Source organism: Streptomyces sp. NPDC107471 (assembly GCF_055582845.1).
Genome location: NZ_JBVJPC010000006.1, coordinates 292,549 through 307,554, shown reverse-complemented (window position 1 = coordinate 307,554; position 15,006 = coordinate 292,549). Strand labels below are relative to the sequence as shown.

16 protein-coding genes and 1 pseudogene are annotated in these 15,006 nt (G+C 73.6%); 12 read left to right on the top strand and 5 right to left on the bottom strand.

The window, feature by feature from the left end; all coding sequences use genetic code 11:
- Positions 1–99: 99 nt before the first annotated feature.
- The 3 genes from ACZ66S_RS22545 (at position 100) to ACZ66S_RS22535 (ending at position 3,590) form a co-directional block, all read left to right on the top strand.
- Complete coding sequence (locus ACZ66S_RS22545) at positions 100–1,320, top strand: AAA family ATPase (protein WP_469903297.1); 1,221 nt, start codon at positions 100–102, stop codon at positions 1,318–1,320.
- Positions 1,317–2,582 carry a vWA domain-containing protein gene (locus tag ACZ66S_RS22540; protein ID WP_469903296.1) on the top strand — a complete coding sequence of 422 codons (1,266 nt, stop codon included), beginning with the start codon at positions 1,317–1,319 and terminating at the stop codon, positions 2,580–2,582. The genes ACZ66S_RS22545 and ACZ66S_RS22540 overlap by 4 nt, the downstream gene beginning before the upstream one ends.
- Before the next feature lie 108 nt (positions 2,583–2,690).
- The gene (locus ACZ66S_RS22535; protein ID WP_469903295.1) at positions 2,691–3,590 is read left to right on the top strand and encodes an amidohydrolase family protein; all 900 of its coding nucleotides are present in this window, start codon (positions 2,691–2,693) and stop codon (positions 3,588–3,590) included.
- Here the strand turns inward: ACZ66S_RS22535 and ACZ66S_RS22530 are convergent.
- Entirely contained in the window at positions 3,574–4,008 is a 435-nt protein-coding gene (locus ACZ66S_RS22530; protein ID WP_469903294.1) for a GNAT family N-acetyltransferase, read from the bottom strand. The genes ACZ66S_RS22535 and ACZ66S_RS22530 overlap by 17 nt on opposite strands.
- 26 nt (positions 4,009–4,034) lie before the next feature.
- Between ACZ66S_RS22530 and ACZ66S_RS22525 the strand changes: the two genes are divergently transcribed.
- From ACZ66S_RS22525 to ACZ66S_RS22510, 4 genes are all read left to right on the top strand, one after another.
- A complete protein-coding gene (locus ACZ66S_RS22525) occupies positions 4,035–4,562 on the top strand; it encodes a CGNR zinc finger domain-containing protein (protein WP_469903293.1) in 528 nt (175 codons plus the stop codon).
- 129 nt (positions 4,563–4,691) lie between these two features.
- Complete coding sequence (locus tag ACZ66S_RS22520) at positions 4,692–5,630, top strand: metal ABC transporter solute-binding protein, Zn/Mn family (protein ID WP_469903292.1); 939 nt, start codon at positions 4,692–4,694, stop codon at positions 5,628–5,630.
- Complete coding sequence (locus ACZ66S_RS22515) at positions 5,627–6,439, top strand: metal ABC transporter ATP-binding protein (protein WP_469903291.1); 813 nt, start codon at positions 5,627–5,629, stop codon at positions 6,437–6,439. The genes ACZ66S_RS22520 and ACZ66S_RS22515 overlap by 4 nt, the downstream gene beginning before the upstream one ends.
- A complete protein-coding gene (locus ACZ66S_RS22510; RefSeq protein ID WP_469903290.1) occupies positions 6,436–7,305 on the top strand; it encodes a metal ABC transporter permease in 870 nt (289 codons plus the stop codon). The genes ACZ66S_RS22515 and ACZ66S_RS22510 overlap by 4 nt, the downstream gene beginning before the upstream one ends.
- Positions 7,306–7,314: 9 nt before the next feature.
- Here the strand turns inward: ACZ66S_RS22510 and ACZ66S_RS22505 are convergent.
- Positions 7,315–8,088 (bottom strand): annotated as a pseudogene (locus tag ACZ66S_RS22505) (helix-turn-helix domain-containing protein); the annotation flags it as partial.
- Between the two features lie 70 nt (positions 8,089–8,158).
- On the opposite strand from ACZ66S_RS22505, the gene ACZ66S_RS22500 reads away from it, so the two are divergent.
- The 5 genes from ACZ66S_RS22500 (at position 8,159) to ACZ66S_RS22480 (ending at position 12,244) form a co-directional block, all read left to right on the top strand.
- Positions 8,159–8,980, top strand: a complete 822-nt coding sequence (locus ACZ66S_RS22500) for a phytanoyl-CoA dioxygenase family protein (RefSeq protein ID WP_469903289.1) — start codon at positions 8,159–8,161, stop codon at positions 8,978–8,980.
- A gap of 2 nt (positions 8,981–8,982) precedes the next feature.
- The gene (locus ACZ66S_RS22495) at positions 8,983–9,264 is read left to right on the top strand and encodes a hypothetical protein (protein WP_469903489.1); all 282 of its coding nucleotides are present in this window, start codon (positions 8,983–8,985) and stop codon (positions 9,262–9,264) included.
- Between the two features lie 90 nt (positions 9,265–9,354).
- Entirely contained in the window at positions 9,355–11,112 is a 1,758-nt protein-coding gene (locus tag ACZ66S_RS22490) for a SpoIIE family protein phosphatase (RefSeq protein WP_469903288.1), read from the top strand.
- A 207-nt stretch (positions 11,113–11,319) separates the two neighbouring features.
- Positions 11,320–11,694, top strand: a complete 375-nt coding sequence (locus ACZ66S_RS22485; RefSeq protein WP_469903287.1) for a hypothetical protein — start codon at positions 11,320–11,322, stop codon at positions 11,692–11,694.
- Between the two features lie 148 nt (positions 11,695–11,842).
- Positions 11,843–12,244: an ArsR/SmtB family transcription factor gene (locus ACZ66S_RS22480; RefSeq protein ID WP_469903286.1), complete on the top strand. Its 402-nt coding sequence runs from the start codon at positions 11,843–11,845 to the stop codon at positions 12,242–12,244.
- On the opposite strand, the gene ACZ66S_RS22475 is transcribed toward ACZ66S_RS22480, so the two are convergent.
- The 3 genes from ACZ66S_RS22475 to ACZ66S_RS22465 are packed head-to-tail and all read right to left on the bottom strand — an operon-like array spanning position 12,210 to position 14,919.
- Positions 12,210–12,770, bottom strand: a complete 561-nt coding sequence (locus ACZ66S_RS22475) for a hypothetical protein (protein WP_469903285.1) — start codon at positions 12,768–12,770, stop codon at positions 12,210–12,212. The two genes, ACZ66S_RS22480 and ACZ66S_RS22475, sit on opposite strands and share 35 nt — an antisense overlap.
- Positions 12,767–14,227 (bottom strand): ATP-binding protein, encoded by a 1,461-nt coding sequence (locus ACZ66S_RS22470; RefSeq protein ID WP_469903284.1) that lies wholly within the window; start codon positions 14,225–14,227, stop codon positions 12,767–12,769. Before ACZ66S_RS22470 ends, ACZ66S_RS22475 begins: the two co-directional genes overlap by 4 nt.
- Positions 14,224–14,919 carry a response regulator gene (locus ACZ66S_RS22465; RefSeq protein ID WP_469903283.1) on the bottom strand — a complete coding sequence of 232 codons (696 nt, stop codon included), beginning with the start codon at positions 14,917–14,919 and terminating at the stop codon, positions 14,224–14,226. Before ACZ66S_RS22465 ends, ACZ66S_RS22470 begins: the two co-directional genes overlap by 4 nt.
- Positions 14,920–15,006 lie beyond the last annotated feature (87 nt).

The following is a 15,006-nucleotide window of genomic DNA, read 5'->3' as shown; positions in this document are numbered from 1 at the left end:
CCCGAACCCGACGCACCCCTCCACGGCACACCCACCGACCCCACCCCCGGGGACCCCGTCCCCCTTCCCGGCCCGCTCCTGGCCCACAGGTGATCTCACATGACCTTGACCGTCCCTGTTCCCGTCTCTCAACTCGACATCGCCGCCGACCTGTTGACCCTCCTGCGCGACTCCACCACCGAACCGCGCCCCGACTCCCAACTGGAGGCCCTCACCCTGGCCGTCGCCGCCGATCTGCCGGTTCTGCTGTGGGGTGAGCCCGGCATCGGCAAGACGGCCGCCCTCACCCAACTCGCCGCGGCCCTGGACCTGCCGCTGACCACGGTGATCGCCAGCGTGCACGAGCCGTCCGACTTCTCGGGGCTGCCCGTGGTCGGGGACGACCCCGCGACCCAGGGCGTGCCGATGGCCCCGCCGGACTGGGCCGTGCGGTTGGTGCGGGCCGGACGGGGACTGCTGTTCCTGGACGAGTTGTCCACCGCGCCGCCCGCCGTCCAGGCCGCGCTGCTCAGGCTCGTCCTGGAGCGACGGATCGGCACGCTGCAACTCCCGCCCGGGGTACGGATCGTGGCCGCCGCCAACCCCCGCTCCTCGGCGGCCGACGGCTGGGAACTGAGCCCGCCGCTGGCCAACCGGTTCGTCCATCTCCAGTGGACCCACGACCACGAGGTCGTCGTACGGGGGCTCGGCGGGACCTGGCCGCGGGCCACCTTGCCGCGGCTCGATCCGGGCAGGTTGCCGGAGGCCGTGGCGTTCGCCCGCCGCGCGGTGTGCGGGCTGCTCGCCGCACGGCCCACCCTCGTGCACCGGCTGCCCGGCGACGAGACCCGGCGCGGCGGCCCCTGGCCGTCGCCGCGGAGCTGGGACATGACCCTGTCCCTGGTGGCGTTCGCGACCGCGACCGGTTCCGCACGGGACGTGCTCTCCCTGCTGGTCCGGGGCACGGTGGGCGACGGCCCGGGGCTCGAGCTGCTGGCGAGCCTGGACCGCCTCGACCTGCCCGACCCGGAGGACGTGCTCGCCGATCCCGAGGGGGCCGTCCTGCCCGAGCGCGGAGACCTGCGGCAGGCCGTGCTCGACGGTGTGGTGGCGGCCGTACGCGCCCGTCCGGACCGGGCCCGCTGGGACTCGGCGTGGGCGGTGCTGGCCCGGGCGCTGGAGACCGGGGCGCCGGACCTGGTGGTCGTGCCCGCGACCACGCTCGCCTCGCTGCGACAGCAGGACTGGGACGTACCGGACACCATCGAGAGGCTGGCCGGCACGGTGGCGCTGTCACGACGGGCTGACCGGGCGGCGGTCGCCTCCAAGGCCCGCCGGTGAGCGCGACCGTCCCCGAGGAGGTGGGCCGCCTGGACCGCGACAAGCTCTTCGCCGCCCGGCTCCACGCGGCCCGGGCCCGCCCGTACCTCGCCACTGCACTGTTCGCCCTGCACACCGTCGCGTCGGAGCGGGTGCCGACGATGGCCGTCGACCGACACTGGCGCTGCTATGTCTCCCCGGCCTTCGTGGACCGGATGCCGGTGGAGGAGCTGGCCGGGGTGTGGGTGCACGAGGTGTCCCACCTGCTGCGCGACCACCACGGGCGCGGCGACCGGGTCGCCCGGGAGCGCGGGCTGACCGGGGTCGGCGACCGGCTGCGGATGAACATCGCCGCGGACTGCGAGATCAACGACGACGTGTACGGCGACGGACTGCTCCCGCCCAAAGGCGCCGTGCGGCCCTGGCGGTTGCGGCTGCCCGAGGGGCAGCTCATGGAGGAGTACCTGAGCGGGATCAGCCTCGGCGCGCTCACCCTCGATCTGTCCTGGCTGGACTGCGGCAGCGGGGCCGACGGTCTGGAGCGCCCGTGGGACCTGGGGCCCGAGGGGGCGGACGGGCTGAGCGAGCAGGAGCGGGACGCGGTCCGCTTCCGGGTGGCGCAGGGCATCAAGGCGCGCCCGGGAAGCCTCCCGCGGGGCTGGCGGCGCTGGGCTGAGGAGGCGTTCCATCCGCCGCAGCCGTGGCGGGACCTGCTGGGCGCGGCCCTGCGTTCGGCGGTCAGCGGGTCCGGCGCGGGCGACGACTACAGCTACGGCCGGCCGTCGCGGCGCTCGGCGGGGGTGCCCGGAGCGGTGCTGCCGAGCCTGCGGCGCCGGCCGCCGCGGGTCTGCGTGATCATCGACACCTCCGGCTCGGTCAGCGACGACGAACTGGGCAGCGCCCTGCTGGAGGTGACCGCGATCTCCCGGGCCGTGGGCGGCCGCCGCGACCTGGTCGGGGTGCTCTCGTGCGACGCGGCGGCCGGCGCCGTGCGCCCGCTGTGCCGGGCCGAGGGCATCCCGCTGGTCGGCGGCGGGGGCACCGACCTGCGCACGGGCTTCGCGAAGGCGCTGCGCTCGCGCCCCCGCCCGGACGTGGTCGTGGCCCTGACGGACGGGCAGACGCCCTGGCCGAGCGCCCGGCCCTCGTGCCGTACGGTCGTCGGCCTGTTCCCGCGGCCGGCCAGGAGTCAGGCGCGACGCGAGAACGACCCCGAGTACGTGCCGGACACACCGCCCTCCTGGGCCCGCGTGGTGGAGATCGGCTCGGCGTCCGGCGGATGACGGCCGGCCGCGGGGCGCCGGTGGGGTGGACGGGGAGGTGGGGGGCCGCGAGATCATGGGGGCAGGCGGAGTCCGGAGCATCGCGCGGGCCTGGGTGGGAGGAGCGGCATGACCAATGTCGACGTGCACCAGCATCTGTGGAGCCCGGCGCTGGTGACGGCCTTGAGGGCACGGCGCGAGCCGCCGTACCTCGACGGCTGGACCCTGCATCTGGACGGTGAGCCGCCCTACGACCTCCCGCCCGCCGACCACGACGTGGCGCGGCGCGCGGAGCTCGCCGGGACCGACGGGCTCGGTCTCGCGCTCGTCTCCCTGTCGGCGCCGATCGGCGTGGAGTGGCTGCCCGCGGCCGAGGCGCGGCCGCTGCTCGACGCCTACCACGAGGGTGCGGCCGCCCTGCCCCGGCCCTTCGGGGCGTGGGCCGCCGCCTGTGTGCGGGACATCGACGCGAAGGCCACGGCCGCCCGGCTCGACCAGGGGTTCGTCGGCCTCCAGTTGCCCGCCGACGCCCTCGTGGACGCGGCCGGTTACGCCCGCTGCGCCCCGCTGCTCGACCTGCTGGAGGAACGCGACCTGCCGCTGTTCGTCCATCCGGGACCCGCGGCCGGTGGCTGCGAGGGGCCCGGCTGGTGGCCCGCGATGGTCCCCTACGTCCAGCAGATGCACGCCGCCTGGTTCGCGTTCCACGCCTTCGCCCGGCCGCGTCACCCACGGCTGCGGGTCTGCTTCGCGCTGCTGGCCGGGCTCGCCCCGCTGCACGGGGAGCGGTTCGCCGCGCGCGGGGGCGGCGGGCTGCGGCCGGACCCGTCGGTCTTCGTCGAGACGTCCTCGTACGGGCCGCGCGCGGTCGAGTCCGTGGTGCGGGCGCTGGGCGTGGACGCCGTGGTCCAGGGTTCCGACCGGCCGTACGCGGAGCCGCCGCAGCACCCCGGCCACGGGCTCGGCGGAGCGGCCGCCTACGCCTTCCGGATCGCCAACCCCAGACGGCTGCTCACCGGGAAGGACTGACGGCCCGGCGCGGGGGCGCGCTCCCGAGGGGCGCGCGCAGTTCCACCCGGGAGACGCCGTGATCGCGGAACCAGGCGAGCAGGCTCCTGACGAGCGTGCCGCTGTGGTCGGGCCGCCGGTGGTCCGGATCGGTGACCACCCCGACGACGTGCCCGGTCCGGCCCCCGCCCGCGCCCGGCCGGGGCGGGCGTCGGTCGATGGCGCCGATGCCGCACGCGGCGAGGCCCTCGTCCGCGGCGTCCACGACCAGGACGCGCACGTCCTCCGCGGCGAGCTGTTCCCACAGCGTCGCCGCAAGCGAGTCCAGTCCGTCGCCGTCGAGGTCCCCGGACCGCAGAGCCTGCAGACGCACCAGCTCCACGAGGTCGTACCCCACCGCCCGCCGTACGGACCCTGCGCTTGAGCTGCCTTGTCCCATGCCGACCAGGTTGATGTAATGTCCTTGTGCATCTCAACCCTTACGGCGCGGACCCCGTGAACCTGGCCGCGGATCTGGCCAACCGGCGTCCGTCCGACGTCACGGAACTCGCGGACCGCTGCCACGCCGCGGGCGTCGTGCTGGACGGCCCGGTCACCGCGCGGGACCTGGCCCGCACGGGCGAGGTGCTGGACGCGTGGGAGAAGATCGTCGACGCCCCCGGCGAGGAGGAGCGCGCCGCGCTGCTCAACCGCATGCTGGCGGCGGCCGCCGCGTATCCGCGGATGACCAACCACGTGGGAACCGGCTGGCACCTGCACTACCGCGACGAGGGTCAGTCGCTCGGCGACGTGTTGTACTCCCTGATCTCCGTGGGCACCGCCCTGCACCTGGCGGGACGCGGTATGCACCGGCTGCGGCGCTGCGAGGTGACGGAGTGCGCCACGATCTTCGCCGACACCACGCGCACCGGCCGCCGCCGGTACTGCTCCCAGCGGTGCGCCAACCGCGACGCGGTGCGCCGTCACCGGGCCCGCACGGCATCCCGGGCCTAGCGCGGGGGCGCCGGACCAGGGACGGGTCAATTATTGGCAACGGTTTTCATATAGCCGCAGCCAAGCCTGTTTACGACAATCATTTCCATCTAGCGTGACGGGGTCATCAGAACCGCGCTTGGAGGATCCATGTCCCCGTCCCCGTCCCGCCGTCCGGCGCTGCTCGTCGGCGCCTGTCTCGCCCTGCTGGCAGGCTGCGGCAGCTCCTCGGGATCCGGGAGCGACAAAAACGCCTCCGCGGCCCCGGCCGCCTCGTCCACGGTCTCCGTCGTCGCCTCCACCAACGTCTACGGCGACATCGTCGCGCGCATAGGCGGCGACAAGGTGTCCGTCACCTCGGTCATCAGCGACCCCGACCAGGACCCGCACTCCTACGAGGCCAGCACACAGAACCAGTTGGCGCTGTCGAAGGCGAAGGTCGTCGTCGAGAACGGCGGCGGCTACGACGACTTCGTGGACCGGATGCTCAAGAGCGCCGGCAACTCCTCCGCCGAGGTGGTCAACGCCGTGAAGGTGTCCGGGAAGACCGCTCCCGAGGGCGGCGAGCTCAACGAACACGTCTGGTACGACTTCCCCTCGGTCGCGAGGATCGCCGACCATATAGCCGCCGCCCTCGGCAAGGCCGACCCCGCGAACGCCACCACCTACCGGCGCAACGCCGACGCCTTCAAGGCGGACCTGAAGCCCCTGGAGGCCAAGGAAGCGCGCATAAGGAAGGAGCACGGCGGAGAGGCGATCGCCATCACCGAGCCCGTGCCGCTGTACATGACCGGCGCGAGCGGCCTGGTCGACCGGACGCCCGCCGAGTTCAGCGAGGCCGTCGAGGAGGGCACCGACGTCTCCCCCAAGGTGCTCCGGGAGGCGCTCGCCCTGTTCACCGGCAAGCAGGTCGAGGCGCTGGTCTACAACGAGCAGACCTCCGGCCCGCAGACCGAGAAGTCCGAGCAGGCGGCCAGGGCGGCGGGCATCCCGGTGGTCCCGGTGACGGAGACCCTGCCGAGCGGCAGGGACTACCTCTCCTGGATGACCGGCAACGTCGACGCGCTCGCGAACGCCCTGGCCAAGTGAGCACGACATCCCCACCGGTGATCAGCCTGCGCGGGGCCGCGCTCTCCTACGGCCCCCGCACGGTCTGGAGCGACCTCGAACTCGACGTGCGGGCCGGGGAGTTCCTCGCCGTGCTGGGCCCGAACGGAGCCGGCAAGACCAGTTTCGTCCGGGCCCTCCTCGGCCGACAGCCGCTGTCCGCCGGGGAGTTGACGGTGCTCGGCCGCTCCCCCCGACAGGCCGCCCGGCACATCGGATACGTCCCCCAGCAGGCGGCCCTGTCCGCGCAGGCGCCGCTCCGCGCCCGTGACCTCGTGCGCTTCGGCATCGACGGCCACCGCTTCGGGCCACGGCTGCGAACGGCCGCCCTGCGCAGGCGTGTCGACGAGATCCTCGCCTCCGTGGGCGCCTCGGCGTACGCCGACGTGCCCCTCGCGCGGTTGTCCGGTGGTGAGCGCCAACGGGTGCGGATCGGGCAGGCCCTCGCGACCGATCCCCGCGTCCTGCTGTGCGACGAGCCGCTGCTCTCCCTCGACCTCCACCACCAGCGCGCGGTCACCGAGTTGGTGGACGCCCGCCGCCGGTCCCACGGCACGGCGGTGGTGTTCGTGACCCACGAGATCAACCCCGTGCTCGGCCTGGTGGACCGGGTGCTGTACCTGGCGCCGGGCGGCCATCGCGTCGGCACCCCCGACGAGGTGCTGACCTCCGAGTCCCTGTACCTGCTGTACGGCACCCGGGTCGACGTGGTCCGGGTGCACGGCCGGGTCGTGGTGGTCGGCGCCCACGACGACCACGCGCACCACCTGCCCGAGGAGGTCCGGCCATGAGCGTCTGGCACCAGATGTTCGACTTCGAGAACTACGGCGAACTCCTCGTCCTGGTCCGCAACTCGCTCGTCGCGGGAGCGGCCCTCGGCCTGGTCGGCGGCCTCGCCGGGGTCTTCGTCGCGATGCGCGACCTGCCGTTCGCGGTGCACGGCATCAGCGAGCTGTCGTTCGCCGGTGCCTCCGGGGCGCTGCTGCTGGGCACGAACATCGTGGCGGGCTCGATCGCCGGGTCGCTCATGGCGGCCGGCGCGATCGGCGTGCTCGGCACGCGCGCGCGTGACCGCAACTCGGTGATCGGCATCCTGATGCCGTTCGGACTGGGTCTCGGGGTGCTCTTCCTCGCCCTCTACAAGGGACGGGCGGCCAACAAGTTCGGCCTGCTCACCGGGCAGATAGTGGCCGTGGACACCCCGCAGACGACCTGGCTGCTGGCCACCTCCGCCGTGGTCCTGGTCGCCCTCGCCGTGATGTGGCGTCCGCTCGCCTTCGCCAGCGCCGACCCCGACGTCGCCGAGGCCCGCGGGGTGCCGGTGCGCGGGCTCTCCTTCGGCTTCATGGTGGTGCTCGGTCTGGCCGTCGCCCTGTCGGTGCAGGTCGTGGGCGCCCTGCTGGTGCTCTCCCTGCTGATCACCCCGGCCGCGGCCGCCGCCCGCGTCACCGCCTCACCGGTCCTGCTGCCGCTGCTCAGCGTGGTGTTCGCCATGGCGTCGATCGAGGGCGGCATCCTGCTGGCCCTGGGCAGCAGCATCCCGATCAGCCCGTACGTCACGACGATCTCCTTCGTCCTCTACGCCGGCTGCGCCGCGGTCGGCAGGGGCCGGGCCCGGCGTCACGGAGCCCGGCGTGCGGTCCCGGCGCCGGCCTGAACCGCCCTGGCCGTGCCGCTCCCGTACCGCCCGCGGGGAGGCGCCCAGCTCCTTGCGGCAGGTCTTGTTGAAGGCCTGGAGGTCGGGGACGCCGACCGTCGCCGCGATCGCCGGGATGGCCAGCGTCGAGGCGATGAGCAGGTGCCGGGCGCGTTCCATGCGGCGGCGCCGGACGTAGGCGACGACGGTGTGCCCCGTGTCCTCGCGGAACAGCCGGGTCAGATGGGTGTGCGAGACGCCGGCGGCACGGGCGATGCCGGGGACGGTCAGGGGACCGGCCAGGTGCTCCTCGATGTGGGCGATCGCCGTCCGCAGCGCGGGGTGCCTGGCCCGGTCCTCGCCGGCGCCGGTCAGGCCGGTGGTGCGCCACAGCACGGCCCACAGTTCGGCGGAGGCCCGGGCCGGGGACTGCGCGCTCGCCGCGACCGTCTGCCGCAGCAGCCCGGTCAGCGCCGCCGCGTCCGCGCCGGCGTCCTGCATCACCGGGACCCGGTGCCGCTCGCCGTCGCCGGGCAACCGGAAGTGGGCGTAGAGGTGCTCGCAGCGCGTGGCGTCGTAGTGGAAGTGCACCTCGGTCCCGGGCGGGACGAGGCTGACGTGACCGGGGCGGACCGGGTGCCGGGAGCCGCCGAGCTCCAGGGTGCCCGACCAGCCGTAGAGATGGAGCTGCCACAGGTGGGGCAGGCGGTACACGTCGTGCGGGCCCGCGGAGCCGTGCACGCCGACGCCCGCGTTCTCCACCTGGGGCGGCAGGTCGAGGGCCAGGTCGACATGACGGGTCATGGTGGAAAATTACCAGTGGTCGCCGATTACAGCCCACGACCGCAGGGGCGGTTGTTCCTACGGTTGCCGTATGTCAACCACACGACAGCTACTGAACTCCGTGCAGGTGGCGCGGTTCGTGGCCCACGGCTTCCTGCGCCTGGACGGCATCGTGCCCCGGGAGATGAACGAGGAGGCGCTCGGGGTCTTCGCCGCCGGGCTGCCCTCCGTGCCGTACGGCACCCCCGTGCCGAAGGCGTTCCCCGAGGGTTCCTTCGCCCGGCGACTCGTCGAACTGCCGGCGGTCGCCGGGGCGTTGGAGAGCCTGGTGGGGCCGGAGCCGACCGTCGACCACCATTTCGTGCACGTCCGTGAACCGCGTGAGGGCAGCGCCCAGCCCTTGCACGCCGACGCCCTGATCGATCCGCGGCCCGACGCGTTCGACGTCCAGCTCATGTACTACCCGCGGGAGGTCACCGCGGAGATGGGCGGCACGCTCATCGTGCCCGGCAGCCATCTGCGCCGCACCAACGAGTCCGACACCGGCCGCTACCAGAACCTGCGCGGCCAGACCCGGCTGACCTGCCCGGCCGGCACGGTCGTGCTGCTGCACCACGGGATCTGGCACGGCGGGCGGCGCAACGACAGCGACACCGTCCGCCACATGTACAAGATCCGCTTCAACCCGACCGTGCCGCAGGTCCGGCTGTGGGACACGGCGGACCTCGACGCGCCCGCCGTCCGCGAGGAGCTGGGGCGCGGTTTCCCCTGGTACGAGCAGGCCACCGGCCGACTGGAGCTCCTCAACCGGATCAGGCTGTGGCGCGTCCTGTCCGGCGACCCCGCCTTCGACATCGAGTACTGGGCCACCCGCATCGGGAACCGGCCCGCCGCACAGAGGAGCCAGGCGTGACCATGTCCACCACCGTGCGCCAGCAGGTCCTGGTCCTGTACCTGGACACCTCCGCGCTCGACTCGCGGGTCGTCGGCTGGGCCCGCTACGACGGCACGGGCACCACCCGTCCCACCACCGGGGACAGCGACGAGCCGCCCTATGAGACGGGGGTGGCCGCCCTGGAGGACGGCTGGCGGCTCTTCCAGGCGGCGCAGCTCGTTCCGCCGTACCCGGGAACGGAGCACGAGACCTCGTTCCTCAAGCACGAGTTCTTCTTCGAGAAGCTGGTCGGCGGCGGGTGAGACCCAGCTCATAGCCTCGATGTCGCACATATGGTCCAATACGCCATAAGTATGACGAATCGGACTCCGGCCTTCGAGGAATCACACCCCATGACCCACCCCCGCCCGTCCGCCCGGTCCGCCCCCTTCCTCTCCTCGGGGACGCTGCGGGAACTGTCGGAGGCGGCCCGGGCTGCCGGGACGGGGGAGGTGCTGGACGAGCTGTGGACGGCCCGCCGGTTCCTGGACGGGACACCGGCTGCCGTCGCGGTCCTGGACGCGGAGCTGCGCTACCTGTACCTCAACGACACGCTGGCCGAGTTCAACGGGCTGCCCGTCGAGGAACACCTCGGCCGCCCCATGCCGGAGGTGGTCCCCGGCTCGGGACCCTCGGCGGAGGTGGCCCGTGAGGTGCTGCGCACCGGCCGGCCGCGGACGCTCGTGTTCGACGGCCGGGTGCCGGACGGCACCGTGGACGTGCCGCGCTGGTGGCTCGGCGCCTTCCACCGGCTGGAGGCGGAGGACGGCGGCATCCTCGGGGTCGCCGCCGTCGTCATGGAGGTCACCGAGGGCATCCGGCAGCGCGAGTCGCTGCGGCGCGCCCAGGAACGCCTGGAACTGCTGGAACAGACCGCCGCCCGGGTCGGCGGCACCCTCGACGCGGCCGAGGCCTGCCAGGCCCTGACCGAGCTGCTGGTGCCGCGGTTCGCCGACTACGCCGCCGTGGACGTCCTCGATCCCGAGGGCACGCGCAGGGCCCCGGCCACCCCCGTCCCGGTGCGGCTGCGGCGCATGGCGGTGGCCGCCGCGCCCGGCACCCCCGAACCGCTCACCCCCGCGACCCGCAGCGGCGAGGTGATCTTCCACCAGGCCAGCTCCTCCATGTCCCAGGTACTGACCGGGCACCGGCCGATGGTGCTCAACCGGCCCGACGACGAGACCGTACGACTGCTCGCCCCGACCCGGCAGCGGCTGGAGCGCTACCGCGCCCTGGGACTGCACTCCGTGGCCTACCTGCCCCTCATGGTCGGCGGCGAGCCCGTCGGGGCGGTCATGCTCGGCCGCAGGGCGCACTCCCCCGAGTTCGCGCCGGACGACCTCGAGCTGCTGGAACTGCTGACCGCGCGGGCCGCGACGGGCATCGGCCACGCCCTGCGCTACACCCACGAGCACGAGACCGTGCTGGAGATGCAGCGCGCCTTCCTGGCCACCCCGCACACCCCGGGGCCCGGCGTGGAGATCGCCAGCCGCTATCTGCCCGCCGGGCGGGGTGCCGAGGTGGGCGGCGACTGGTTCGACGCCGTGGCGCTGCCCTGCGGGCGGACGCTGCTCGTGGTCGGGGACGTCATGGGGCACGGGGTGCGGGCCGCCGCGGCCATGAGCGAGTACCGCTCGCTGCTGCGCGCGCTGGCCCTTCAGGGACTTGCCCCCGACCGGCTGCTCACCGAGGCGGACCGCACCGCCCACGCGCTCGACCTGGACCGCGTCGCCACCTGTGTGCTGGCCCTCCTGGACCCGGCCGCCGGAGCAGCGGTCCTGGCCACCGCCGGCCATGTCCCGCCGCTGCTGGTCCGGCCCGGCGCCACCCCCGAGCTCGCGGACCTGCCGGTCGGTCCGCCGCTCGGCACGGGCGCCGGCGGCTACGAGAGCCGGCACTGCCCGCTGCCGCCGGGCAGCCTGCTGCTGGCCTACACGGACGGGCTCGTGGAGCGGCGGGGCCAGGACATCGACGCCGGGCTCGCCGCACTCGCCGACGTTCCCGTCGTCCCCGGGCAGGCCCTCCCGGACATCCTCACCACCGTCGTCGAGCGGCTGGCCCCGTCGAAGTCGGAGGACGACGTGACACTGCTGGCGGCCCGCACCCACTGAGCGCGGCGGGCCCGCCCGTCGTCATCTTCGGCCTCCCGAAGGCCAGTTGTGGCCCTCGGGCGGTCCTTTCGGTACGGCGTTCGGTCATCGGGAGGCAGTCCCGAAGAGCCCCGCATCCGGCCCCCGCCGCGCGCATACGTTCCAGCCATCCGGCGGACGGACCCGACCACGGGCCCGCCGCGATCCACTGGAACTCAGGGAGGCACCGTGGCGAGTGTGGAAGTGTCGCTGAAGGAGATGATGGCCGGGACGGAAGGGGCGATGGCGGCCGCGGTGGTCGACTACACCAGCGGGATGGCGCTGGGCACCCTGGGCGGCGGCAAGGACCTGGACACGACGGTCGCGGCGGCCGGCAACACCGACGTCATCCGGGCCAAGGTGCGCACCATGGAGCAACTGGGCCTCAAGAGCGACATCGAGGACATCCTGATCACGCTGGAGCACCAGTACCACCTCATCCGCCTGGTGACCGGCCGCTCCGGCAACGGGCTGTTCCTCTACCTCGTCCTCGACAAGGCCCGCTCGAACCTGGCGATGGCCCGGCACCAACTCAAGCGCGTGGAAGCGGAGTTGGAGATCTAGACCCGCTGCCGGTCGGGGCGCCGCACGCCCGTGATGTGAAGACTTCTTCAAGTCGCCACATCCACATGAGTCCAATCCGTGGCCGCCCGGCGTCCCCGACCAGCAGGATCGGCACCGACCCCGTACCGTCCGGCAGGGAGCGAGCAACGTGCACGTCCCCCTCTACCAGGCCAAGGCGGACTTCTTCCGCATGCTCGGCCACCCCGTGCGCATCCGTGTCCTGGAACTGCTCCAGAACGGGCCCGTGCCGGTCCGCGACCTGCTGGCCGACATCGACATCGAGCCCTCCAGCCTCTCCCAGCAGTTGGCCGTGCTGCGCCGCTCGGGCATCGTCGTGTCCATCCGCGAGGGCTCCACGGTCAGTTACGCCCTCGCCGGCGGCGACGTCGCCGAACTCCTGCGCGCGGCCCGCCGCATCCTCACGGAGCTCCTGGCGGGCCAGAACCTGCTTCTGACCCAGCTCCAGCAGGCGGACACAGCCGCGTCGACGGTCCCCTCCGACGCGGCGGGGCTCCTCACCGACCGGGGCAGCCCTCGTCGGACCCCCTGACCCGCCGTCCGGCACCGTCGGTCACCTCGACGGCGAGTGTGCCGGTCGACGGGCGGTCGAGGCGGTACGCGAAGGCCGCCGTGCACACGACCTGCCGCACCCCGATGTCCGGCAACCTGCCCACGCCCGACGGGAGTTCAATGGCCATCGTGCCTCCTTCCACCTTCACCCGCGGGACGTCCTTCACCCGCGGGGCGTCCGAGGCGGGCTCGCCGGGCGCGCCGGTGATGTCCGTCGGAAGGGCCACCGCGGTCGGCAGGCCGGGCACCTCGGTGGAGAGACCGCCCACGCGTCCCTCCCCGGGCAGCGGGCCCGCCATCAGCAGCACCAGGGCCGCCTCGGGGTCGCCGGGCTCCTCGGTCGTGCGGGGCATCGGGACGAGGGCGCCGTGCACGACGAAGTAGACCTGCGTCAGCGGGAGGGTGCCGCTCGCGGGGCCTCCTGCCTGCACCACCCCGGTCGCGGGGATGCCGCAGGAGGTGACGGCGAGCAGCGCCAGCAGCGGGACACGGCGCAGCAGCCTCATGACGGGTCCTCCTCGGGCGACTCGTCCCGCCGCAGCGGGAGTTCCACGGTGAAGACGGCGCCGCCCGCCGGATGGTTGGCCGCGCGGACCGTACCGCCGTGGACCCGGACGTTCTCGGCGGTGATGGCGAGGCCCAGGCCGCTGCCCTCGGAGCGGATCCGGGCGGTGTCCGACTTGTAGAACCGCTCGAAGACATGGGGCAGGACGTCGGAGGGGATGCCGGGGCCGCTGTCCCGTACCTCGATGACGGCCACCGCGTCGGCGGCGGTCAGGCGCACTCGTACCGGACGGGCGCCGTGCCTGAGGGCGTTGCCGACCAGGTTGGCGACGACCACGTCGAGGCGGCGCGGGTCGACACGGCCGCGGACCGCGTCCGGTGGGGGCAGGTCGGTGGCCACCGTGTCCGTCCAGTTGCGGGCGGCGAGGGTGCGGCGGATCGACTCGGCGAGGTCGATCTCGTCCAGGTGCAGCACCGCGGCGCCCGCGTCGAAGCGGGAGATCTCCATCAAGTCGTCGACGAGGCGGGCGAGTTTGACGGTCTCCGCGCTGATGAGGCGGACCGCGGTGGCGGTGTCCGGGTCCAGTCGGGCGGCGTCCTCGTCGAGGACGTCGGTGACCGCGGACATGGCGGCGAGCGGGGTGCGCAGTTCGTGCGAGACGTCGGCGGCGAAGCGTCGGGCGCGGGCCTCCATCCCGCGGAGCTCCGCGACCGACGACTCCAGCGCGGCGGCCGTCTCGTTGAACGTGTGGGACAGGTCGGCGAGTTCGTCCGAGCCGTTGACCGCGAGCCGGGTGTCCAGGCGCCCTTCGGCGATCCTGCGGGTGGCGAGCCGGAGCCGGCGCACCGGCACCAGCACCCCGCGCGCGGCGAGGAGCGCGAGCACGACGGCGAGCGCGAGGGCGACCACCATGGCCCGTTCGACTGCGGTGACCAGGGCGTCGACGTACGCCTGTTCCTTGGTCTGCGGAACGACGAGGAACACCTGGACCCCGGTGACCGTGGAGACGGTGTCGCGGCCGCCGAAGAGGATCGACATGCCGACGACGAGGGAGGTGCGTCCCTCGCCGCGCACCCGCTGGAAGACGGTGGCCCGGCTGGAGCCGACGGCCTCGCGCAGGGCGGGCGTCACCTCGGTGAAGGGGTCGCCCGGGGCGGAGGAGCCGCTGCGGTCCCCGTAGGTCACCAGCACCCGCCAACTGCCCTGGGACTCGGTGGCCGCCATGTCGTTCGCGAACTCCCGCAGCGCCGGTTCGCCGGGGGGCAGGGGGAGTTCGGCGGCGTGCTGGTTGAGCTGGGCCCGCAGTTGTCTGATGGTGGCGTCCTGGCTCTGCTGGAGCACTCCGGTGCGCGCCTCCCGGAAGGTCAGGGCCCCGGTCGAGATGGCCGCGACGGTGGCGACGAGCCCGAACGCCACCACCAGACGGGCCCGCAGGCCCCGCAGCCGGCGCCTCCTCACGGCGCCGCGAAGCGGTAGCCGAAACCGCGCACGGTGTGGATGTAGCGGGGTGCGCGGGGCGGCTCGGACATCTTGGTGCGCAGTCGCTTGACGCAGGCGTCCACCAGGCGGGCGTCGCCGTGGTAGTCGTGCTCCCAGACCGCCTCCAGGAGCTGCTGGCGGCTGAAGACCTGGCCCGGTGAGGCGGACAGGGTGAGCAGGAGCCGCAGCTCGGAGGGGGCGAGGGCGATGGGCTCGCCGTCCAGTGCGACGGTCAGGCCGGCGCGGTCCACGGCGAGGTCGCCGTAGGTGTCTATCTTCGGCAGGCCCTCGGCGCCGGCCGGGGCTCCCGCCGTCCGGCGCAGGACGGCGCGTATGCGCGCGTCGAGCACCCGGGCCGGCACGGGTTTGACGACGTAGTCGTCGGCGCCCGCCTCCAGGCCGACAACGATGTCCACTTCGTCTCCCCGGGCCGTCGCCATGATGATCGGCAGGGTCTGGTCGACGGCCCGGATGCCCCGGCAGACCTCCAGGCCGGGCATGCCGGGCAGCATCAGATCGAGGACGACGATGTCCGGCCGGAAGGCCCGCAGCCGGTCCATCCCCTCCTCGCCGGTCGCGGTGGCGCAGACGTCGTGACTCTGGCGCCGCAGGGCCAGGGCGACGCCCTCCCGCACGGCGGGGTCGTCCTCGATCAGCAGTACACGTGGCATGCGCACAGTATCCACACGGGCGCGAGCACGAGGAGGGTTATCGGTTCGTTACCTTCCGGGCCAGCTCCGATCACATGGCGATCACAT

Bases quoted from the DNA above. Each gene is read 5' to 3' on its own strand.
- ACZ66S_RS22495 (WP_469903489.1), top strand. From the start codon at position 8,983: ATGTCCACCACCGTGCGCCAGCAGGTCCTGGTCCTGTACCTGGACACC.
- ACZ66S_RS22545 (WP_469903297.1), top strand. From the start codon at position 100: ATGACCTTGACCGTCCCTGTTCCCGTCTCTCAACTCGACATCGCCGCC.
- ACZ66S_RS22535 (WP_469903295.1), top strand. From the start codon at position 2,691: ATGACCAATGTCGACGTGCACCAGCATCTGTGGAGCCCGGCGCTGGTG.
- ACZ66S_RS22490 (WP_469903288.1), top strand. From the start codon at position 9,355: ATGACCCACCCCCGCCCGTCCGCCCGGTCCGCCCCCTTCCTCTCCTCG.
- ACZ66S_RS22475 (WP_469903285.1), bottom strand. From the start codon at position 12,770: ATGAGGCTGCTGCGCCGTGTCCCGCTGCTGGCGCTGCTCGCCGTCACC.
- ACZ66S_RS22520 (WP_469903292.1), top strand. From the start codon at position 4,692: ATGTCCCCGTCCCCGTCCCGCCGTCCGGCGCTGCTCGTCGGCGCCTGT.
- ACZ66S_RS22500 (WP_469903289.1), top strand. From the start codon at position 8,159: ATGTCAACCACACGACAGCTACTGAACTCCGTGCAGGTGGCGCGGTTC.
- ACZ66S_RS22465 (WP_469903283.1), bottom strand. From the start codon at position 14,919: ATGCCACGTGTACTGCTGATCGAGGACGACCCCGCCGTGCGGGAGGGC.
- ACZ66S_RS22510 (WP_469903290.1), top strand. From the start codon at position 6,436: ATGAGCGTCTGGCACCAGATGTTCGACTTCGAGAACTACGGCGAACTC.
- ACZ66S_RS22530 (WP_469903294.1), bottom strand. From the start codon at position 4,008: ATGGGACAAGGCAGCTCAAGCGCAGGGTCCGTACGGCGGGCGGTGGGG.